This window comes from Sphingobacterium sp. UBA2610, assembly GCF_002339225.1.
Taxonomy (GTDB): domain Bacteria; phylum Bacteroidota; class Bacteroidia; order Sphingobacteriales; family Sphingobacteriaceae; genus Sphingobacterium; species Sphingobacterium multivorum.
On record NZ_DDKA01000034.1, the window covers coordinates 174,238 to 197,362 of the forward strand.

The window sequence follows — 23,125 nt, forward strand, 5'->3', positions numbered from 1 at the left end:
AATCCTTGATAAAGCCGATAATTTGACCTTACTCTTTATTACTGTCGATGACCAGGCGATTTTCCCTATTGGCTATTTGCCATGCCGTGTAAAATGCGAGCTTTTCGCGTTTTACCATTAATGGAAAGTCGATCTTGTCATAGGTATCTGCAGGCGTGTGGTAGTCCGGATGCAGGCCCGAAAAATAAAAGACAGAAGGAATACCTTTCTTGGCAAAGTTATAATGATCGGATCTATAGTACAAACGCATAGGATCCTTTGGATTGTCATACATATAGTCAATCTCCAGTTTCGTATGTTTTTCATTCTCATTTTTATTGATCTCATATAACTCGGAGCTCAATTTATCTGAACCGATAGCGTGGATATAATCATGATTGCCTTTGAGATGCTTGTCGTCGACACGGCCGATCATATCGATATTGATGCAAGCAACGGTGTTTTTCAATGGAAATATGGGGTTTTCTGTATAGAACTTGGAACCTAGTAAACCTTTTTCTTCTGCAGCATAGGTGATGAACAAAATACTGCGACGTGGGCCATTTCCTGTTGATTTAGCTTTCGAAAAAGCGCGTGCCAATTCAAGGACGGCTGTTGTGCCCGAGGCATTGTCATCGGCCCCAAAGAAGATATTGCCTTTGGAATCCATTCCATCATGGTCGTAGTGGCCTCCGATCACAACGATTTCGTCTTTTTTATCTGTTCCTCCCAGATAGCCAAGAATGTTTGGATCAGCTAAAGCAGCCGCATTGGTGCCAAACTCAGCTTTAAAATTTGTTGAAATAACAAAGGAATTAGGTTTTCCCGTACGATTAATCTTTGCAACAACAGTAGCAAGGTTAGTTCTCGCCAGGTTTAGTATATAATTTGCGGCATGGTCTGTAATGTTGACTACAGGGATCATTGGCGACTTTTCCGGCGCAGGTTGGTCCACCGCCAAATTGTAACGACCCTCAATAGCACGGTCTCCCGCATCCTCCAAAAGTTGGGACAGCTGACTATTGATCGCTAATACCATTTTGGGATTGTGTTTAAGGATCTCTTTGACTTTTTTATTTCGGGTTGTTGCCCAGTCCGAAGCAGTCTTTTTGCTGCTAATCCATGAATTTCCTTTCTCATCTGTTGGCTCATTCTCATTGATCAACATAACGATCTTATTGTGGAGATCCAAGCCCGAGATATCCGAATACTTGGGGTCATCTATGCCATAACCAATAAACACGATTTCATTGCTTTCGAAGAATTTGTTCTCGTTGTTGCCAATGACGAAAATGTCCTTACCATGCTGGAAGGGCCTGTCGTTAATACTAAATTGCTTTACTTTAAAGCTGTTGCGAATTAGTTGCAGGGGTTGGAAATAGGATCCGTTGACAGGTGCACTAAGTCCATATTTTTTAAATTCATTGGCAATATATTCTGCTGCCAGACGTCCGCCTTTTTGGCCGGTTCCTCGGCCTTCAAAATCGACAGAAGCTAAAGTGCGCAGATGCTTCTGTGTAGATTCTACCGTGATTTCATCGGCATATTTACTGTTTACGTCCTGTGCATTTGCACAGCTCATCAGAGCGCATGCTATCCAAAGCAGGTTGTATATTTTCTTCATTGTTTATTTTTTACTAGTGTGACTTTCAGTACCTTATTTTGTAATTTAATTAACCAGATCAGCTGCGTATCATCTCCTTAATTGATATAACAGGTGTCGTTATCTGCACAATATATAAAAAAAAGCGGATGAAAAGTGTAATTTGCTTTTCATCCGCTTCTTAAAATATGTTAATTTACCTAACAGCTACAAGCTATTTTGTTTACGCGGTTAGCGTGACGCCCACCTTCGAATTCCGTGTTTATAAATGTGTTGACGATCTTTTTAGCGAGGTCAAGGTCGATAAAACGTGCTGGGATACATACCACGTTCGCATCATTATGCTGACGGGCTAAAGCCGAAATTTCCTCCAACCAACAGATAGCAGCACGAATATTTTGGTGTTTATTAGCTGTGATAGCAACACCATTTGCACTTCCACAAATCAAGACTCCGGCATCAGCTTCTTTATTTTCTACTGCTGATGCAACTGGGTGTGCGAAATCTGGATAATCAACTGAATCTGGAGAGTTTGTTCCAAAGTCTGTTACCTCATAACCCAGTTCATTTAGAAAACTTACCAAAGCTGTTTTGTATTCAAAGCCGGCATGGTCACTTCCAATCGCAATTTTCTTTACGCTGCTCATTTTATTGTTATTTTATTTTTCTTGTGCTAATTTTTTTCTTTTGACATCGGCCGAAACCATGATACTTATCTCATATAATAAGAACATTGGTGCTGCAACGGTCAGCATGGTGATGATATCTGCGGAAGGTGTAATGATAGCTGCTATCACTAAAATAATTACAGTTGCATAACGACGGCTGGCCCGCATAAATTCAGGGGTCATAATGCCTATTTTCGAGAGAATAAATACCAGTATCGGGAGTAGGAAAACAATTCCACAGCCCAATGTTAACGTTGCTATCGTAGAAAGGTAGTTATCAATGGTAATCTGGTTGACGATCTCATCACTTAGGGATACGTTGGCTAGAAAGTTGATGGATAAGGGTACAACAATGTAGTATCCGAAGAGTGCTCCTAAAATAAACAATAAAGAAGAGTAAAAAACAAACCCGCGTGCAGACCGTCTTTCCACATCGGTCAGTGCTGGTTTTACAAATAACCAGATTTCAAAAAGAAGGTAAGGAAAGCCCATCATCAAAGCCATCAATAAACAGGAGTTTATCTGAAGCATAAATTGACCTGCTAGTTCGGTATTGATGATATTAAAAGGAATTTTCTTGACACAGAAGTCCGCTAAATTGAAAGCATCTGCGGCTTTACACATCATGCGATAGGTCCAAAAATTTAGATTCTTTGGCCCCATGATGATATCGTTGAATACGAAATCGTAGAATGTAAAGGCAATACCTGCAAAGATACAGATCGCAATTGCTGAACGGACCAAATGCCATCTCAAAACCTCAAGGTGGTCAAAAAAAGACATTTCTGCTTCTATATTCTTCCCTTTATCTTTAATAGCTTGTATTAGATCTTTCGAATTAGGTGTACTCATAAAAATTGTTTGGAAACAAAAATACCATTCTTATTGTAAAGAATGGTATTTTTTATGTATGTAAAGATAATTTTATTTAATCTTCTGCTGGATATTCCGTTAGGTCGAAAGTTTCCATAAACTTTGTCGTGAAATTGCCGGCTCTAAAGTTAGGGTCGCGCATCAATCTCAAATGTAAAGGAATGGTTGTTTTGATCCCTTCAATCACGAATTCGCTTAACGCACGTTCCATGGTACAAATTGCTTCCTCGCGTGTTTGTGCAACAGTGATCAATTTAGCAATCATAGAATCATAGTTCGGCGGAATTGAATAACCAGAGTAAACGTGTGTATCTACACGTACACCATGTCCACCTGGCGAGTGGAAGTTGGTGATTTTACCTGGTGAAGGGCGGAAATTGTTAAAAGGGTCCTCCGCATTGATACGACATTCAATTGCATGCATTCCTGGTTCATAGTTTTTACCAGAGATCGGAATTCCTGCGGCCACTTTTATCTGTTCTTTGATCAAGTCAAAGTTGATTACCTCTTCCGTTACAGGGTGTTCTACTTGGATACGAGTGTTCATTTCCATAAAGTAGAAGTTGCGGTGTTTGTCAACCAAGAATTCGATTGTACCAGCACCTTCATAGTTTACAGCTTTAGCACCTTTAACAGCAGCCTCTCCCATTTCAGCTCTCAATTCGGGAGTCATAAATGGTGATGGAGATTCTTCGATCAATTTTTGGTGACGACGTTGTATCGAACAGTCACGTTCAGATAGGTGACATACTGTACCGAACTGATCGCCCACAATTTGGAATTCGATGTGACGCGGTTCTTCTACATATTTTTCAAGGTAGATGCCATCGTTACCGAAAGCCGCAGCAGATTCAACACGTGCAGAATCCCAAGCTGGTTCGAACTCTTCATCTTTCCAAATGATACGCATACCACGACCACCACCACCGGCAGTTGCTTTGATGATTACTGGGTAGCCGATTTCATTCGCTAATGTAATACCTTCTTTTACGTTTGAGATCAAACCATCCGATCCTGGAACTGTAGGAACACCAGCTTTTTTCATGGTATCCTTAGCACGGGATTTATCACCCATTTTTTCGATCTGTTCTGCAGTAGCACCAATGAATTTGATACCATATTCTGCACAGATTGCTGAAAAGCGTGCGTTTTCCGATAAGAAACCGTATCCTGGATGAATCGCATCTGCATTTGTCAATTCAGCTGCAGAAATAATATTTGGAATGTTTAAGTAAGAGTCTCTACTCGGTGGAGGACCAATACAAACTGCTTCATCCGCAAATCTTACGTGTAAGCTGTCTCTATCAGCGGTCGAATATACTGCAACACTTTTAATACCCATTTCACGACAGGTACGGATAATGCGCAGGGCAATCTCGCCTCTATTTGCAATTAATATTTTTTTGAACATTGTCTTGAATTATGAAGTTTGCAAAAAATGTAGCCCTTTGGAGGCTACATGTATTCATTTACGTAATTGTAAATTACTTAGGCTCAACTAAGAATAATGGTTGGTCGAACTCAACAGGTTGAGCGTCTTCTACCAAAATCTTAACGATTTTACCTGAAACTTCAGATTCAATTTCGTTGAATAATTTCATTGCTTCAATGATGCATAATACAGAACCGGTATTGATATCATCACCAATATTAACGAAAGATGGTTTACCAGGTCCAGCCGAACGGTAAAATGTACCGATCATAGGTGATTTGACTGTAATCAAGTTTGCTTCAGCACTTGCAGCAGGTGCTGCAGGGTTAGCTACCGGAGCTGGCGCCGCTGCTTGTGCAACTTGAGGAGCAGCAATTGGAGCAACAGCAGGAACAGTAGCTGTTACGTACGTAGGCTCTTGATTTGTCTTTATTGTAATTTTAAAATCTTGCTCTTCAATTGAGACTTCATTCACACCTGATTTTGAAACGAATTTAATCAAGTCCTGAATTTGTTTGATATCCATACCCATAGTATTCTAGGTTTTGTTTGTTTCTAAAAAATTCTAACTGTCAAAAGTAATAAATTATACCATAAAATGGACAATTAATACGCCCATTTTAAATAGATGGATCCCCAAGTGAAACCACCGCCAAAAGCTGCAAGGATAAGATTATCTCCTTTTTTCAATTGAGATTCCCATTCCCATAGGCATAAAGGAATAGTACCACTGGTGGTATTTCCATATTTTTGAATGTTCACCATCACTTTTTCTTCCGGAAGACCCACACGTTCTGCAGTTGCATCAATAATACGTTTGTTGGCCTGATGAGGTACCAACCAAGCAATATCTTCTGACTTTAAGTTATTTTTGATCATAACTTCATGTGCTACATCAGCCATATTGGTTACTGCAAATTTAAATACCGTACGACCTTCTTGGTAAGCATAATGTAATCCTGCATCTACAGTTGCATGCGACGCCGGATTCAGTGAACCTCCACCTTTGATATTCAAAAACTGTCCTCCGGAACCATCGGTTTTTAAAATAGCATCCTGTATACCCATGCCTTCTTCATTTGGCTCCAACAATACACAACCACAGCCATCACCAAATAGGATACAGGTATTACGGTCTTGATAATTTATTACCGAAGACATTTTATCTGCACCGATAACAAGGACTTTTTTATGTGTACCAGCAGTGATAAATTGTGTTCCTGTATTCAGACCGAACAAGAAACCTGAACAAGCAGCCTGAAGATCAAACCCCCATGCATTTGTAGCTCCGATTTTATCGGCCAGAATATTTGCAGTCGCAGGGAACAGCATATCTGGTGTGCTTGTACAAAAGATAATAAGGTCAATATCTGTAGCAGCTATACCTCTTTTTTTCAATAAACCTTGCACTGCAGGTACAGCAAGATCTGAAGTAGCAAGACCTTCACCTTTTAAGATGCGACGCTCTTTGATTCCCGTTCTGGAAACAATCCATTCGTCGTTGGTGTCGACCATTGTTTCCAATTCTTTGTTAGTAAGGATATAATCCGGAACGTAACCATTTACAGCCGTGATTGCGGCGTGAATCTTTGACATAAATACTCTAATTGAAAATAGATCTGATGCTGTCAATGAACTTAGACTCGATCATATCTCTTGAAAATAAAACCATATTTTTAATGGCCTCAGGTGTCGAAATACCATGGCCAATAATGACAGGAGCATTAACTCCCAAGATCGGGCTACCGCCGTACTGCTCGTAGTTGAATCGGTCGAAGAAATCATCTTTAAAACCTTTTTTCAACGTCACTACATAAAATGATTCTGCGAGTTTCAAGACGACGTTGCCTGTAAATCCATCACAGACGTAAACGTCGGCATGGTCACTGAACAGATCACGGCCTTCTGCATTTCCGATAAAGTTAATCTTGTCGTTGGCTTTAAGTAGGGGGTAGGTAGAGGTTGTTAGGATGTTTCCTTTTTCTTCTTCTTCTCCGATATTCAATAATCCCACTTTAGGGGTGGATACATTAAACACATGTTCGGCAAAGACACTTCCCAAGATTGCAAATTGGTTCAACATCTCTGGTTTACAGTCCGCATTAGCGCCGACGTCCAATAAGATTCCGAAGCCTGATTTTAATTTGGGAACAATGGATGCTATTGCAGGGCGTAATACGCCTGGGATAGCTTTAACGCTAAACATTGAGCCCACAAGCATGGCGCCAGTATTACCAGCAGAAGCGAATGAGTCAATTTCTTTGTTTTTTAAATATTCAAATCCCTTCGCAATACTTGAGTTGGGTTTTTGAGTTATTGCTTTGGTTGGATGTTCACCCATTGCAATGACTTCTGGAGCCTCCACATATTCAAAGTCAGATGAATTTCCTCCGGCTTGATTGATTAATTGTTTAGTCTCTTCAGTTTTACCAAAAAGGACTATTTTTTGGTCTCCAGTAAGCTGTTTTTGTGCTTCAATAGCACCTGTTATCGTTGCTTTAGGAGCATAATCTCCTCCTAAAATATCTAAACCAATCTTCATCCGTTATTATTTAGTAAATCAATAATACGCAAAAAACATCCCAAAGTAAAGCAAATTTCTAAAATAGTGCTTGTCTGGGATGTTTTGGTGTTATGAAAGGTTTACCTTAGACAACAGCTGTATTTTCAATGATCAATTTACCGTTGTAGTACAAGTTTCCGTCTACAGTATATGCACGGTGAGGTAAATGAACTGCGCCAGTTTCTTTACATACTGTCAAGCTTGGAGCTTCAGCTTTATAATGTGTTCTTCTTTTGTCTCTTCTTGATTTAGAAGTTTTACGTTTTGGATGTGCCATCTCGTATTCTTGTTTTAGTTATTTTTAATATTTCTCAATGCTTCCCAACGTGGGTCGATAATTTCTTCTTCTTTTTGTTCCTCTGAATCAGGCTCGCTTGTAAATAACGCGAGCATCTCAGGATCACATTGTATGCCTTGTCCCTGCTCTTCACATTTGACGATATAGGGAACAGCTAAATTAATGTATTCGTATAATAACTCAGCTATATCCAACTCATGGTCGCTTTTGGATAAGATCAACACCTCTTCGGTATTATCTGTCCAATCTTCATCCGTGAATTTGACTAATATTCGTTCTTGAATTGAAATCGGTGACATAAACTCTTTTAAGCAGGTATCACAAGTCAATTGAATTTCGCCTTGGATATCAAAATGCAAAATCAAAAGATTTTCTTGTTTTTGCAATTCAACTTCTGCTTTCAGATTGCCATCTTTTACAATCGAATGTTCGTAGCAGTCAAAGAACTTTTTATTAATGTCAAACTCAAAATTGTGCTTTCCAGCGTTGAGCCCCGAAAAGGGAATTCTATATTGTTTTAGATGTTTCACAATCTTGCATTTGAGCCTGCAAAGGTATGTATAAAATCATTAGGATAGAAATATTTTTTCAAATATTCCGAAGCAAAGCTTCATATACACCAGTAACAGGACTTATTCATAATAATTTTTGCCTAACTCTATCTTTTCGCGCCCATTTGCCATACGCCATTTGTTAGTATCGCGTAGCGAATAAGCACAGCCGCAATATTCCTGCATATAGAATTTCTCCTTTTTGGAGACTTCAAGCATACGGGCAGAACCACCTTTCTTACGCCAGTTGAAAGTCCAATACTCCATCCCTTCATGGCGGGAGGCAGCACGTAAACCACAATCATTGATCTGCTCCATGTTTTTCCAACGGGAGATACCCAGCGAACTTGAAATCACATCAAAGCCATTGGCAGCCGCATACTCAGCCGTTTTTTCAAAACGCATATCAAAACACATCGTGCAACGGATGCCTCTTTCAGGCTCTTGCTCCATCCCTTTGGCCAAATCAAACCAATGATCAACATCGTAGTCCGCATCAATAAAAGGGATATTATGTTTTTCCGCAAATCGGATGTTCTCGTCTTTGCGTAAATCATATTCTTTGCGGGGATGAATGTTGGGATTGTAAAAATAGATTGTAAAATCGATATCCGAAGCAATGAGTGCTTCCATCACTTCTCCAGAACACGGAGCACAGCAGGAGTGTAAAAGTAATTTTTTGCCCTCTCCCGGTAATGTCAACGTCTCCCTTACAAATTCCTTATTTTCCATAATCGTATGTGCTAACAAAAACAAAGGCAATTTTAATCAAAAAGTAGCGGATTGACAAATATTTCCGTTTTACTTATACGGGTTTGCCCCTAAAAGAATCATATAAATTCATTGATATTCTGCATATATTAGTAGATTTGTATGTTTAACGCAATACGCTATTTTTAATAAAAAATATATGAAATTTTCGTTTCAATCCTGTATTATCCTATTCGTTGCCAGTGTAATAGGTTTTACTTCTTGCAAGAAACTGGATGATGAGCCTGTACGAACGGGGGCTACTTTGATCTCTAGATTATATGTTTCTTTCTCGGATTACGACCAGAACAATTCTGCGCTTAAAAACATGATGATTATCGATCCGGCTGATACGACCAATTTAGATAATATCTATCAATATCTTTCTCCGGCAAAAGGGGGCGGACCAATTCTTTTTGATGCTGCTGCCCGGGCTATCTTTCAGGCGAGTGTTACGGCACAGGATACCTTTCTTCAGGTGATTCCATTTGCCAATGAGATCTATGGAATTCCCGGTAATGCAGGTGCTATTGGATACCGCGGTTTTACGAATGTTAGGGGATTGGCCTATTATACGTATGCCCAACAAAATGGTACATCTGGATCTGTAACAACACCATTTCTTTTGGCGGTTACAAATCGCGGAGTAGGTAATTCCATGTTATATGCGATAAGTACACCAAGTGGAAAAGTGGGATCAAAAGGTGGAGCACCAATCATTGACAAACAGATTAACCTTGGGAACCTGGTTCCGAGTTCACTGACTTTATTGAATAGCAATACAAGTGATAGTAATGAGAAATTGGTGCTGATTGGTTTTAATAATGAAGGAACAGAAAATAGAAGTGGTTTTGCTGTATATTCTCAACTCAAACAAGAACTCATCGACCGTCCTCGCGATACCATTGTAGCTTCCACTAGATTTACGCCAGTGATGAAAGTATATATCAATGGTAAAACGGGATTAGGCTCGGTATCCTATGCACCCAAAAAGGGTTTGTTGGCGGTAACTTCCGGTAGTGAAGTGCTATTTTTCAAAGATCCAAAAACCTTATTTAGTGGAGGCACGGACAAAACTGTGGCGCCTGATTACGTCATCGGTGGGGCTAATACAGGCTTAGTAAAACCTTGGGGGATAGCCATTGATGATCGTACAGAACAAGGGAAATTCTTTTATGTTTCTGATCTAACGAATCGTACAATTTCGCGTTTTCCATTGCTAGGTGAAGGCAATATAAAACCCGATATTGCAGCGAAAACCTATGGCTCTTTGACGCCGAATTATATCTTTTTAGATGCTCGTGAAGCTAATATTTTCTAACGTGCAGTTTAAGCAAGCAACTGGAAAAGCGCTTTGATTTCCTGTTGCTTGTTTGAACTTTCATGTTCCTCGTAGGCAGACATCAAGTTTCGCAAAGCTCGTTTAAGGATGGTCACATTATCGCAGGGATAGGTGAATTCTCTATCCGGATTGAGGTTCAGTTGCTTCAAAAATGAATTTACATCGCTTTTTTGCATAACCTGCCCACGATTAAAGGCATTGATGTAAAACAGCACATTTTCATTCCCTTCTTCATCCGAATCCATATACGCCAATACAAAATGCTTGGGTAAATTAATACCGTAGATCGGAATGTCCAATTTTTGTGCAATGATACTGTAAATGCAGGATAGGGTTAAGGGATTCCCCTGTTTGGTATCGAGTACTTGACCAATATAGGAATTCTGTGGATGATGATAATCCTTTGTATTTCCTGTTAGGCCGAAGGAGCCAAAAAGAACATGATTCATCAGGTTCACTTTTTCCAGCGGGCTCATGTCGTAATGCAAACCGCGCCATACCTCAGTTTTGAGGTCTTCTATCGCTAAAACAATCTTATGATCCTCATAAGAAGGATATTGATAATTATTGAGGATAATTAATCCTTCCAGTAGATTGAATGAGTTACTCAGGTTCCAAATCTGTAATTCGTTTTTGGTCTGATCAAATTGAATTTCATGGATAATATTCTCTAATCGACCCTGTATGTGAGGATCGAAGCTGGACTCCCAAAATTTTTCCAAATAGGGTACAATCTCAGGACCTTGGCTTTTTAACTGGTGCTCCACTTCCTGAATAATCTGTTGGTCGGTGTCGTCCAACAGGGATATTAGCGATTTTAACTCTCTCTCATTCATCATAACGAAGTTAACTAATTGATTCGAGATATGAGCTAAAAAAATCCCTACCGTCATTGATGTACTGCGTAGGGATTATCCAGGTTAAATTGGCATACAATTATTTGAGCTGACCATCCAGCATATTGACAACTCTTTTACCATATTCGGCATTCTTTTCAGAATGGGTTACTTGTATAATTGTAACGCCATCATCGTTGAGCTGTTTGAATAAATCCATGATTTCTTCGCCTTGTTTGGAATTTAAGTTACCCGTAGGCTCATCGGCCAGCAATAACTTCGGTGATCCCGCCAATGCACGCGCTATACCGACAATCTGTTGCTGACCACCGGATAGCTGGGCCGGGAAGAGATCCTTCTTCCCGACAATGCCAAAGCGATCAAGCATATCGGCAACAATAGCTTTTCTTTCTTTGCTTGAAATGTCTTTATAGATCAAGGGTGTTTCGATATTTTCATACACGGTCAATTCATCCAGGAGATGATAAGCTTGAAATACATAGCCTATGTGGGATTGATATAGTTGCGTTCTTTTCTTTGCTTTCATTTCCAATACATTCTCGCCCATAAAGATATATTCACCCTCATCAGGTTCATCAAGCATACCGATAATATTTAATAAAGTTGATTTTCCAGACCCTGATGGCCCCATGATGGAGATAAAATCACCTTCAGCAATATCGAGACTTACATCTTTAAGGACGAATGAGCGTGTACCACCTACGTTATACCACTTGAATAAATTTTTTAATTGTATCATTTTTTAGTATTGAGATCTTAGATATTCTTGTTTTATATTTTTATTAGTCATCATAATTACTGTTCGACTGGGGAATAGGGCCCTTTACCGCTCAAATTATCTTTTATTCATCGCGCAGGCTATCTATTGGATTTGTTTTTGCGACTTTTATAGATTGGAAGCTGATGGAAACCAATATGAGGATAAATATGCAAAATATTGGGATCAAAAACGACCACCAGGACAGCTGAATATGATAGGCGAAATTGGAAAGCCATTTATTCATGAGTAGATAGGCTATTGGAAGGGCTATGCCGATCCCGACTAAAAAGAGCTTGAAAAATGGTTTGTTCAATTGAATAAAGAGCAATTGTACCGAGGCCCCCAGTACTTTGCGGATGCTCATTTCCTTTTTTCGTAATGCCGCCTGATACGCCGCCATACTAAATAGCCCTAAGGCCGCGATGATAACCGAAAGGCTGGTGAAACTATTAAAAGCAGTCTGCAATTCGTGCTGTTTTTTGTGCTGTAAAGCATATTGCTCATCCATAAAAGAATAATCAAGAGGCAGATCTTTTGCGGATGGATTTTTCTCCCATTCTGCTTTGACTGTATTGATGGCCTGATCAACCATTCCCGGTTTTGTTTTGACCATGAGGGTTGTCTGAAAGCGCATAGTACCACATTCGTTTTTAAATGAATATAGGCTCGGCTGAACTACATTTTCAAAGCCATAAGCTTTACTGTCTTTGACTAAGCCAACAATTTCAAAGGTGACATCACAGCCTTTGATTTTAGCACCTATCGGGTTTTCGAGTCCTAAATTTTTGGCTGCAGATTCGTTGATAATAGCATAGTTGGCCAAGGAATCGTGAAGCAGTTGATCTATTGAAACAGTGGTGTTTCCTTGTATACTGGAGATATTTAGCGTCTTGAAGTATCCAGGATCAATACCGACATGTGCAAACGAAACGTTTTTTTGAGCATAGGAAAAATCCATTTTGGGAGGTTGTTCGCCTTCCCCTGGAATATTTGTCGCTGATGCAACAGAGGCAATACTTGGATCATTTTCTAACCGACGTTTTAGTTGTTGATAGGAACCATCAATTTTGGAATCATAATACATGCCTATTCCTTTGAAATTAACAACCTGTGCAGGCTCAAATCCTTTATCCGCCTGCTGCATATAATTTAGCTGTGCCCTAATAACCAGCATGCCCGATATAAATAGGATGGCCATACTGATCTGAAAAGTTAGTAGTGCGTTTCGAAATGTGCCCTTTTTGAGAATGGAAGTCAGTCCACCTTTTAGGAGATTAACAGATTTGAAGCCAGAGAGTATGATCGCTGGGTATATTGCCGATAGAATTGTTGTCAATAGTACGGCAATAGCAAGTTGGGCGATTGTCTCCGAACTCAAAATATAACCCTTAAGATCATCATTAAACCATTTTTGGAGAATATTTCCTGTGAGGGCCAAAGTAACGAAACTTAGAATTGCAGCACTGAAAGTCAGAATAAATACTTCCAGTACCAATTGCCTAACGATAGCCCAACGTGAGCTTCCCAATATTTTTTTGAGCGCGAGTTCCTTAATGCGTTGATCCGCTTGTGCCATAATCATATTGGCAAAATTGGCAGAGGCGAGTAAGAGGATCAAAACGGAGAGAATACCAATAATCCACGTGATGATATAAGCCGTGTTACTTCCTGTTTTTGGCCGAAGGTGAAGGTTGGACAGTGGGTCTAGGTAGATCCTCCCTTTGGCATAACTGGAGGAGCGGATTTTATCTTTCGGTGCAATTTCTTTCTGGTAAAGCGCGTTGATGCGATTGGTCAACTTCGTGATATCCGTACCGGGACGTACTTGAATATAAGTTTGATACAAAAAAGGATTATTATTGGCGAAAAGGTCCTGCGGTTCACGGATAAACAGGAGATCGTAATCAATCATGGATAGACCTTGCTCTTTGATTGTACCGTAGATTGTTTCCTGCACACCTAGAGCAAGGCTTATAGCTGGAATCGACTGGGGGCTGTCAAAATTTAAGTCTTCTTTTTTGAATAGTTGTTCGGCAATATGGCTTTTGACCATGGTCGCATCCTTTTGATCCTTGTTTTTGTAGAGCGGTCCGGTCGCATTTTCGATTTGAAAGATTCGTGCGGCTGAGGAGTCAATCAGTGCAGCATTTTTAATAAGGACTGTTTTTTCACCAAAAAGGGGATAACTTCCATAATTGTAAACTATTTTTCGACCTGCATAGACGATATCAGGTAAATTCTGTTTTAGCAATGGAGCCAGAGAAGGTGAAGTTTCGTCCGTAAATGCACCTTCTGCTTCAAGGCCAATTTGGTAGATATCCTTGTAATGTGGATTCCATTTATCGTAGCTGGTCTCTCGATTGATGTATTGATAGGAAAGGATAAAACCGGTAAAACCCAAGGTCAATCCAATTATATTTAGAAGAGTAAATCCTTTGTTTTTTAAGAGTTTACGCCAAGCTAGTTTGAAATCATTTTTTGTCATCTTACGCTGGATATGTATGCTTAAACCAAGTAGAATTATTTCACTCAATTAAAATTACAATCCCCTTGCCAGTGTCGTAATAGTTTTATTATAAATAACTTATCGTGTTTTTGTTTTGTTTTTGAATGTTCGATTTCGAACAGTTTACGTCCAGAATCGAACATTCATTCCCCTAAGCTATTGGTTCAATGACCACCACGCAACAGGCAGGCAATTACCAAGGCAACAAACACCAATTTTTAAGATCTTCTGACTTTATTCATCCCTTAAACTATCGACCGGATTGGCACGGACGACTTTCCAAGTTTGATAACTAATCGTCCCAAAAGCAACTAAGATTGCACTTATTCCTGCCAGAACAAAGTAGAACCAATTGATTTCTATGCGATAATTGAATCCGCCAGCCATTGATTCATTGCCCACCATGCAACAGGTGTAGCAATGACTAAGGCTACAAAGACCAATTTTATGAAATCTCCGGAGAGTAATTTGAGTAATCGGATGGAACTGGCACCGAGAACCTTACGGACACCAATTTCTTTTGTACGTTGCTGGGTCACATATGTTGCTAGTCCAAAAAGTCCCAGGGCGGCAACAAAAATGGCTACAAAGGCAAAGCAGCTGAAGATATTTTTAGTCCGTTGGACATCCTGATAGAGGTCAGCGAAGCCGGCATCAAGGAAATTATAGTCGATTTTTTGATTCGGCGAAAACTTATTCCAAACGGTATTAATGTCGGCTAATGTTTTGGACATGTCCGTCGATTTGGTCTTGATAGAAAGCATGGAAGGACTATTGGCAAGGGTCATGCAAACGGGGTAGTAGCCCTCATCTTTCATTGATTCAAAGATAAAATTATCGACGACACCGATAATGGTCCATGTCCTGCCGTTAGTAATTTGTGTACCAATGGGATTTCCTTTGATGCCTAAATCAGCAAGCATTCTTTTGTTAACAATAGCACCTGTACTATCCGATGCGATATGTGGATCGAAGTTTCGGCCGGCTATTAGCTTCAGACCAAAAGTGGAAAGGTAACTTTCGTCGATATTCCAGAATTGCCCACCTTCACCTAATTCAAGATCTTCCTTGCCTTTGGCCCAAAAAAGATTTCCATTTCTTTTTGCACCATCCAATTGAACCGGTAAATAGTCGCCAATAGAGACATCACGAACTGTTGGAATGGCTTTTAATTCATTTTTTAATTCTTTCGCCTGGGAGGCAATTCCCGTTACACCACGAAGTACAATGACCTGATCCTTATCAAAGCCAATGTCTTTATTAAGCATAAAACTGATTTGCTGATTTGCAATGAGTGCGCTGATGATCAATATAATAGATGTTGCAAACTGGAAAATAACCAGTCCATTGCGCAATAATGAAGATTTAGGATTCGTAACCGATTTGCTTTTTAATGCGTTGATCGGCTGAAATCCTGATAAATAGAACGCTGGGTATAAGCCAGCGAGGATACCGATGAACAACATGCTCAAAATCAGCGAAGGCACAAAGTACCACACTGTCCACGGTATAAACAGCGCTTTGTTGGCTAGATTGTTAAATAGTGGTAATAACAGGAAGGCTAATAATAACCCTATAAGAAGTGAAATAAGACTGTAACATATCGCTTCGGTCATAAATTGGATAATCAGTGTCTTTCGATTGGATCCAATGGTTTTGCGAATTCCGATTTCTTTTGCCCGCGTTGCTGCATTCGCTGTGGATAGGTTGATGAAGTTAATACAAGCGATCAATAAAATAAAAAATGCGATGCCAGCAAATATCCAGACCATCTTAATATCACCTTGATATTGCGTAGCCATGCCATATTCCGACACATTCTTAGAACGCAGGTGCATATCGAGGGCGTTTTGAAGTAAGACGGTTGACTGCATCATTTCGGGCGATATTTTCATTCCATTTTTTTTATTAATCAGAATATAATGGTCCTGAATATAGTTTTTTGAAATGCTACCCTGTGCGTTGGCAATATCTGCATTCTCCTTCAGTTTTACATAGGTAATGTAATTTGTTGCGCCCCAATTGTTTTGTTCACCCGGGTAAAATGGTTCGCCTGCAAGGGATATAAAATAATCATAACCATAGAGGCTGGAATTGTTCGGAACATCATCGATGACAGCCGTTATGTTATATAAAATACTTTTATTATTGTTGAGATAGATCGTCTGCCCTACAGCATTTCCTTTGAAATATTTCTCAGCCCTACTTTTGGTAATGACTATCGCATTGGGTTTGTCCAGCGCATGTGATAGCTGTCCTTGTACGACCGGAAGTGGAAATATTTCCAAAATGGACTGATCGACATAAACAAATCCTTTATCAAGGTAATTCTCTGCGCGGCCATTTACCGTAAATAGATTGCTTCCGGCACCAAATAATGTATTGGGTAAAATGCGGCCGGCTAATTCTACACTTAGGATTTCCTCTTGCAAGGTTTTAGCTGCTGGGGCAGGAAAGGCAAAGGTTTGCCTCACTTTATCACCATCGGGTGCCGAAACGATAAGACGGAAAACACGGTCCATGTCGGGATACATTTTGTCATAACTGGTTTCATGGCGAATGTACAGTACAATAAGAATGCAAATGGCAATACTAAAAGCGAACCCGCCGATCTTGATGATCGAGTAAAGTTTGTTGTTGGCCATATTTCGCCAAGCGATCTTTAAATTATTTCCTATCATAATAAAGTTCTTTTACAGTTTTTGTATTTATTCATCACGCAGGCTATCCACCGGATTGGCGCGAATGGCTTTCCAAGTCTGATAGCTGATTGTGCCTAAAGCAATTAAAATGGCACTCATACCTGCAAGAATGAAGTATAGCCAATTTATTTCGATTCGATAGTTAAAATCAGTAAGCCATTGGTTCATTGCCCACCTCGCAACAGGTGTGGCAATGACCAAGGCTACAAACACCAATTTTATAAAATCTCCAGACAATAATCGGAGTAATCTGATCGCACTGGCTCCAAGTACCTTACGTACGCCAATTTCTTTGGTTCGTTGTTGTGTCACATAAGTTGCAAGGCCGAAAAGCCCGAGTGCAGCGACAAAAATGGCAACAAGAGCGAAACAAGTAAATATATTCTTGGTCCGTTCCACATCTTGATAAAGGGCCTCGAAACCTTCGTCCAAAAAGCTGTAGTTAATTTGTTGATTTGGTGCAAATTTGTCCCATACTGCTGTGATATCAGCGATTGTCTTTTTGAGATGTTGCGATTTTACCTTAATAGAGAGTAGGGAAGGATTGCCTTGTAATGTCATACAAAGTCCTGCATACCCCTTCTCCTTCAACGACTCAAAAATAAAATCATCTACTACGCCAATGATCGTCCAGGTATTGCCATTGGTGATTTTTGCACCAATGGGATTCTTTAATTGAAGTTCGTCGGCCAACTTTTGATTGATAATAGCCGAACTGCTATCGGTGGCTCTCGTGGGATCAAAATTTCGTCCTTTATTTAAATGAAGACCGAATGTGCTCAGATAATCCTGATCGATTTCCCAAAATTGGCCCTGTGTAGCCATATCGAGATCTCTTCTACCATCAATCCAGAACGGATTGCCATTTCGTTTGGCACCATCGATGGGTACAGGGAGAAAATCACTCAGGGAAACTGAAGCAACATCTGGGAGGCTTTTTAGCTCATTTTTTAAACTTGGAAGCTGTTTCGATAATGTTCCAATTCCGCGAAGCACAACAACTTGGTCCTTGTCAAATCCCAGATCTTTGTCTAATATGTAGTTTATCTGTTTATTGGTCACCAATGCGCCAACGATAAGGATTATTGAGGTTGCGAATTGAAAGACAACCAAACTATTCCTAAAAAGCGAAGATTTGGCACCAATGACGTTGTTTTTCAGTGCAGTGATTGGTTTAAATTTGGATAGGTACAATGCTGGGTAGATTCCGGCAAGGACGCCGATCACCAATATAGCCGCCAAAAGAGAAGGAAAGAAGTATGCCGCTATCCAGGGAATGGTCAAGCATTTGTTGGCTAGTTGGTTGAATACGGGTAGTAGTAGCCAGCTTAGAAAGAGCCCGATAATCAGTGACAGTACACTATAACAGATTGCTTCAACAAGAAATTGTCCAATAAGCAGCTTCCTGGAGGAGCCAATAGTCTTACGGATACCAATTTCTTTTGCTCTTGTTGCTGCATTTGCTGTCGATAAGTTGATGAAGTTAATACAGGCAATGAACAAAATAAATAAGGCTATAGTTGCGAAGGTCCAAACCATGCGAATATCCCCTCTGTTCAATGTACTCACTTTATCGTCGCTTACATCCGCAGATTTTAGATGCATATCGAGGGCATTCTGTAGGGTTATTTTTGCCTGCTTGAAAAGCGGATTAAGTTTACGTCCAGATTTTAGATATTCAGGGAGATAATGTATTTCTAAGTAATTCTTTGAAATTTCTTTTTCTGCCAGTGCAACATTTACGTTGGGTTTTAATTTGACATAGACGGTATAATTGTTATTGAGCCAAGCAGTCTGTTCACCTTGATAAAAAGGCTCTCCAGCGAGCGACATAAAAAAACTATAACCGGCAAGGGTCGAATTGTTGGGCATATCTTCAATTACCCCAGTGATGGTATAGGCTTTCGACTTATTGTTGTTGAGATAGATCGTTTGTCCAATTGGATTATTTTTAAAATATTTTTCGGCTTTGCTTCTGGTAATAACCAATGTGTTGGGCTTGTCAAGTGCGTGGGACAGCTGGCCCGAAACCATGGGCATAGGAAACATGTCGAGAATGGACTGATCGACATAGACAAATCCATCATCATAATGGCTATCAGGGCTGTTATTTAATGACAATTGGTTACTGCCCGCACCGAATAAAGGGTTTGGTAGAATGCGTCCCGTTTGCTCAACGGACGGGATTTCTGCTTTCAGGGTCGGCGCCACAGGGGCAGAAAGTGAAACCCAGCGCTCGATTTTATGCTCAATAGGTAACTGAACGACCAAACGGTAAACTCTATCCATCGCCGGATAAAACTTATTATAGCTCGTCTCATGTTTTATATATAAAACAATAAGAATACAGATGGCAATACTAAAGGCAAAGCCGCCAATCTTGATGAATGAATATAGCTTGTTTTTTGCCATATTCCGCCAAGCTATTTTGAGATTATTTCCTATCATAGCAGAATTTTTTAACGCCTGAATGATTGGTATTTATAATCAAAACAGGCGTTTAAGCTGAAATCAATTGCGTTGCCATTTTGCTAATGTGTTGATAATTAGTTTCTTGTTTTAAAATTGAAAAGTTCGTCTGTACGATATCGAACAGTTTGGCGTTCAGTATCGCACAGACGAGCTAAGCACTGGCGAAAAATGGAGAATTGCTTACTCTTCAATCTCTTTCAACTGGAGATGATCACATAATTCGAACATCATTTTAGCTGGATCTGTATCAATAGCCAATGCAATCAGGTACATTTCATCCAAACGTAATTTGGCCGTTTCGGTCATCGTTAACTCATTGATTCTTGCCTTACTTAAACCCGTTTTTCGCGCAATTCGCGATTTATTAACGGATTTCTTCTCTAAAAATTCACCTAGTTTTGTCATAGTTATGATTTAGTATGCTCTATTTTTGTATAGATAAATATACAAAATGTTATTTTTATTTATACAAATGTTTTAAATTTTTAAATTATTTCTATTTCTTTGTATGGAATAACTATATGAGCTATAATGAGAAATAATTTTAAAGTGTTCAAACGGGTGTATAAGCATCGTTGTCAACCGTTGGAAATGCAGTTCTTATATCGGATGATATTACAGCGTATTTCAAATGGTCTCTCACCCGAAGAAGTATCTTTTTTAATGGGAAAAGCACTGGATTTTATAAGCAAAGTTGAGTCTTTCAAAATTAAAACGATTCTTGCTATTGATTACTATATTTTTTGTCGTGTGTTAGAAGTGGGGAGTATACATGCCATGTTGCCTTTAGGGATGAATTTATCCAAGCAAAAGTATGCTTATGAGTTGCACGTTAATACATTGGCTGAGGAGGTTATTTACCATTTATATAGATTATCCATTGAAGAAGGGGTACAGGAGATCGAATTTAAGATAATGGACATCCGCCATAATTTTGATCCAAATGAACCTTCTACGTTGAATGAGCTTCGGAAGGTCAAGAGAATCATCGAAGCGCAGGTTGGCACGGGATATTTTAATAAAAATAGGAGTCCTTATGAGATACATAAATTGGTTTGTATGATACTCGATACATATGTAAAACCTAAAAACTTGATGAAGATACTTGAAGATTTGCTCAATCGGTCTGATGAGCTTAAACTTATTCGGAAAGAATCAAAATATGGATTTGTTTATCTATCGAAAAGCTATGAAGGTTAAAGGAATAAGGAGTTACCCATCCAGTAGCTGTTCGCAACGAACACCAACTGGATGGGTACAACGCTCATTTTTCTATTCATCTCTTAATTTTTCAACGGGATTAAACCGAGTTGATCGAAATACAATAATGCCAACCAATAAACTCAGCAATCCAATCAATGTACCCAATGGTAACAAGTAAGTAAATGCATTGATTTCTACGCGGATGATGTAATTTTGTAGCCAGTATTGCATCAATAGATAACTCAGTGGAACTGTCGTAAACGCAGCAAATAGGAAGATTCCGTAGTACTCTTTTGAAAAGAGCAACATCAAATGTGCTAGTGAAGCCCCTAGTACTTTACGAATGCCGACTTCTTTATTGCGCAGATGGATGGAAAGCGATATTAATCCGGTAAGTCCCAATACAACAATCAGCAGCGAAACAAACGTAGCAATCTGGGAAGCGCGATGCAGCTGCAGCTCATTTTCATATAGATTTTTGATGCGTTCATCCATAAATTTATATTCGAATGGTGCATCAGGTAGCAACGTTTTCCATTTTTTTTCGAGCTGTTGTACTGCATTGGAAAGAGGTCCCTGCTTCAATCGAATGCTAAGGTATCGATATTGAAGACTCTCATGTACATCCATCCAGATAATAGGCGGAGATGCCTGATGCAGTGAGTTGGCTACAAAATCTTCAGCAACGCCCACAATAGTGATTTTGTAATTAGGATCATTTATTGCTATTTGCTGACCAATTGCTTGCTCGGCATTTTTAAAGCCAAAATCATCCATAGCCTTCTTGTTGATGACAACTGGTCTATTATCCGCATTCGTTGCATAATGTTTAGGAAGAAAAGTTCCTGCAATTAGCGGTATCTCGTAGGTTTCCAAAAAGTGACTATCACTTGTAATCCGTTGTACCTGGATTTCTCTGTCGTCTGTCGTCCCGAATGCAGGCTGCATATTGGACCCCAGCAATCCAGGAGTTTCATAAGATAAGCTTACTGATTTTACTTCTGGCTGTTGGCTGAGTTCCTGTTGTAAAGTCTCCATTTTGCGAACACCATCTTCGGACCAATCTCTAGGTACCTGAACGGTTAATAAGTAGTCTTTGTTGTAACCTAGATTGCTATGGAGAAATAGGTCCACTTGTTTGGAAATAATCAATGTGCAGACAAGCAGGAGCAAGGCTACCCCAAATTGAAAAAACAAAAGAATTTTTCGCACCAGTTGTTTGCCCCCCAGCGTCGAAAACTGGCTTTTGACTGCCGGAAGTATCGCGACATTGGAAAGTTTAATGGCTGGATAGAGCCCCGCTAGTAGACCAATGAACAACGTCATTATAATCAGTAAACCAAAAAAGTAAATAGGCAATTCCACCAACGAGGGTAGCTTACGCATCAAGACATGTTCGAAGATTGGACTCGTGATGATGTAAATTGGAAGACTGATCAATGCTGCTATGGCCACAATCAGGATATATTCGGTCATCAGTTGTCTAATAAGTTGCATGCGAGATGATCCCATCATCTTGCGAACACCGATTTCCTTTAATCGCGTAATGTGCTGAGCGATACTAAAATTGATGAAATTGATGATGGCCATGATCAAGATGAAAATGGCAGTCCAAACCAACGTCTGTATCATTTTGCGGACGGCCCCTTGGTTGTCATCCAAATAATAGGTTTTCAATGGTTTTAAATTAGGGCTGTATTGATTGGAAAACTCTTTATCGGTATTCTTTCTTACCAGCGTTTCGATGGCGGCATCTACGCGCTCCACACTTACACCTGGTTTCAATTCGATATAACCGGCAATATAAGGGTTATCCCAATTGTCTATCGATCGGCCAAAGAATTGCTCGTTGATGATCGGTAAAAATATGTCTGCATGCATATTCTTTGTGAGATCCATAATGGCGTTTTGGACATCAGATTTAATGATTGCTGTAATTTCAAAATCATGTTTTTCACCCTTGAAATTTTTTATTTGTAGCGATTTGCCAAGTACATCCTCATTTCCGAAATATTTTATGGCTGCTTTGTCACTGATGACTACTGAAAAGGGATTATTCAAAGCGGTATTGGCATTGCCTGCTAAAATCTGGAATCCGAACATCGTCAATAGACTGGGATCTCCAAGAGACATGCCTTCTTCATGGATTGTTGCTCCGTTCGCTACGATACCGGTCAACCCATCAATCCGATAATAATTGGAGACCAGGTTGGGATACTCCTCATGTAAAGCTTTGGGGAGTGCCCCTAATGTAGTTAAGTCAATACCAAATCCTTCTTTCTTATACTTGCTTTGCAACAAAAATTGCCGATCAATATTTTTGATATTGCTATTCACTTGATGTACATCCCATACATAAGCACCTACAAGTAATAGAAAAGTAATACCGCAGGTCAATCCAATTAGATTGATCAGATTTTGTACTTTTTTCTTTCCGATATTTCGCCAAGCAATCTTGAAGTTTGTAAAGTTCATTGTCTTAAAATATGAATTTATTTTGGTCGTGGAGCTGCTGATAGCTTGTGCTCTACTTAAAAAATTAAAAATACAAATGTTTGGCCAAGTA

The 23,125-nt window shown here is 39.6% G+C and carries 19 protein-coding genes; 2 read left to right on the forward strand and 17 right to left on the reverse strand.

Features of this window, described 5'->3' with window-relative positions:
* Positions 1 to 28: 28 nt before the first annotated feature.
* From B4Z47_RS23810 to B4Z47_RS23855, 10 genes are all read right to left on the reverse strand, one after another.
* Positions 29 to 1,603: a M28 family peptidase gene (locus B4Z47_RS23810; RefSeq protein ID WP_286728074.1), complete on the reverse strand. Its 1,575-nt coding sequence runs from the start codon at positions 1,601 to 1,603 to the stop codon at positions 29 to 31.
* 179 nt (positions 1,604 to 1,782) lie between these two features.
* Positions 1,783 to 2,229 (reverse strand): ribose 5-phosphate isomerase B, encoded by a 447-nt coding sequence (gene rpiB, locus B4Z47_RS23815; RefSeq protein ID WP_046672275.1) that lies wholly within the window; start codon positions 2,227 to 2,229, stop codon positions 1,783 to 1,785.
* A 12-nt stretch (positions 2,230 to 2,241) separates the two neighbouring features.
* Positions 2,242 to 3,102: a twin-arginine translocase subunit TatC gene (gene tatC, locus B4Z47_RS23820; protein ID WP_070566223.1), complete on the reverse strand. Its 861-nt coding sequence runs from the start codon at positions 3,100 to 3,102 to the stop codon at positions 2,242 to 2,244.
* 76 nt (positions 3,103 to 3,178) lie between these two features.
* The gene (gene accC / locus B4Z47_RS23825) at positions 3,179 to 4,534 is read right to left on the reverse strand and encodes an acetyl-CoA carboxylase biotin carboxylase subunit (RefSeq protein WP_046672273.1); all 1,356 of its coding nucleotides are present in this window, start codon (positions 4,532 to 4,534) and stop codon (positions 3,179 to 3,181) included.
* A gap of 73 nt (positions 4,535 to 4,607) precedes the next feature.
* Complete coding sequence (gene accB / locus B4Z47_RS23830) at positions 4,608 to 5,087, reverse strand: acetyl-CoA carboxylase biotin carboxyl carrier protein (RefSeq protein WP_286728076.1); 480 nt, start codon at positions 5,085 to 5,087, stop codon at positions 4,608 to 4,610.
* A 74-nt stretch (positions 5,088 to 5,161) separates the two neighbouring features.
* Entirely contained in the window at positions 5,162 to 6,151 is a 990-nt protein-coding gene (locus B4Z47_RS23835) for a beta-ketoacyl-ACP synthase III (RefSeq protein ID WP_286728077.1), read from the reverse strand.
* 7 nt (positions 6,152 to 6,158) lie between these two features.
* Positions 6,159 to 7,097 (reverse strand): phosphate acyltransferase PlsX, encoded by a 939-nt coding sequence (gene plsX / locus B4Z47_RS23840; RefSeq protein ID WP_070566225.1) that lies wholly within the window; start codon positions 7,095 to 7,097, stop codon positions 6,159 to 6,161.
* Between the two features lie 106 nt (positions 7,098 to 7,203).
* On the reverse strand, positions 7,204 to 7,395 hold the full coding sequence (rpmF, locus tag B4Z47_RS23845) for a 50S ribosomal protein L32 (RefSeq protein ID WP_046672269.1): 192 nt from the start codon (positions 7,393 to 7,395) through the stop codon (positions 7,204 to 7,206).
* A gap of 14 nt (positions 7,396 to 7,409) precedes the next feature.
* A complete protein-coding gene (locus B4Z47_RS23850) occupies positions 7,410 to 7,946 on the reverse strand; it encodes a YceD family protein (RefSeq protein WP_046672268.1) in 537 nt (178 codons plus the stop codon).
* 102 nt (positions 7,947 to 8,048) lie between these two features.
* Positions 8,049 to 8,699 carry an epoxyqueuosine reductase QueH gene (locus tag B4Z47_RS23855; protein WP_070566227.1) on the reverse strand — a complete coding sequence of 217 codons (651 nt, stop codon included), beginning with the start codon at positions 8,697 to 8,699 and terminating at the stop codon, positions 8,049 to 8,051.
* A gap of 178 nt (positions 8,700 to 8,877) precedes the next feature.
* Here B4Z47_RS23855 and B4Z47_RS23860 point away from each other — a divergent pair, with 178 nt between their 5' ends.
* Entirely contained in the window at positions 8,878 to 10,038 is a 1,161-nt protein-coding gene (locus B4Z47_RS23860; RefSeq protein WP_070566229.1) for a hypothetical protein, read from the forward strand.
* 8 nt (positions 10,039 to 10,046) lie between these two features.
* Here the strand turns inward: B4Z47_RS23860 and B4Z47_RS23865 are convergent, their stop codons facing one another.
* From B4Z47_RS23865 to B4Z47_RS23890, 6 genes are all read right to left on the reverse strand, one after another.
* Entirely contained in the window at positions 10,047 to 10,898 is an 852-nt protein-coding gene (locus tag B4Z47_RS23865; RefSeq protein ID WP_312194325.1) for a transglutaminase-like domain-containing protein, read from the reverse strand.
* Between the two features lie 97 nt (positions 10,899 to 10,995).
* Positions 10,996 to 11,655 carry an ABC transporter ATP-binding protein gene (locus B4Z47_RS23870; RefSeq protein WP_046672265.1) on the reverse strand — a complete coding sequence of 220 codons (660 nt, stop codon included), beginning with the start codon at positions 11,653 to 11,655 and terminating at the stop codon, positions 10,996 to 10,998.
* Between the two features lie 103 nt (positions 11,656 to 11,758).
* Positions 11,759 to 14,161: an ABC transporter permease gene (locus tag B4Z47_RS23875; RefSeq protein WP_070566231.1), complete on the reverse strand. Its 2,403-nt coding sequence runs from the start codon at positions 14,159 to 14,161 to the stop codon at positions 11,759 to 11,761.
* Between the two features lie 380 nt (positions 14,162 to 14,541).
* Entirely contained in the window at positions 14,542 to 16,863 is a 2,322-nt protein-coding gene (locus tag B4Z47_RS23880) for an ABC transporter permease (protein WP_286728079.1), read from the reverse strand.
* A 27-nt stretch (positions 16,864 to 16,890) separates the two neighbouring features.
* Positions 16,891 to 19,332: an ABC transporter permease gene (locus tag B4Z47_RS23885; RefSeq protein ID WP_201639720.1), complete on the reverse strand. Its 2,442-nt coding sequence runs from the start codon at positions 19,330 to 19,332 to the stop codon at positions 16,891 to 16,893.
* 204 nt (positions 19,333 to 19,536) lie between these two features.
* Positions 19,537 to 19,761 carry a helix-turn-helix domain-containing protein gene (locus B4Z47_RS23890; protein WP_070566237.1) on the reverse strand — a complete coding sequence of 75 codons (225 nt, stop codon included), beginning with the start codon at positions 19,759 to 19,761 and terminating at the stop codon, positions 19,537 to 19,539.
* A 126-nt stretch (positions 19,762 to 19,887) separates the two neighbouring features.
* On the opposite strand from B4Z47_RS23890, the gene B4Z47_RS23895 reads away from it, so the two are divergent.
* Complete coding sequence (locus tag B4Z47_RS23895) at positions 19,888 to 20,556, forward strand: hypothetical protein (protein WP_070566239.1); 669 nt, start codon at positions 19,888 to 19,890, stop codon at positions 20,554 to 20,556.
* A gap of 72 nt (positions 20,557 to 20,628) precedes the next feature.
* Here the strand turns inward: B4Z47_RS23895 and B4Z47_RS23900 are convergent, their stop codons facing one another.
* On the reverse strand, positions 20,629 to 23,034 hold the full coding sequence (locus tag B4Z47_RS23900) for an ABC transporter permease (protein ID WP_070566241.1): 2,406 nt from the start codon (positions 23,032 to 23,034) through the stop codon (positions 20,629 to 20,631).
* Between the last annotated feature and the right edge of the window lie 91 nt (positions 23,035 to 23,125).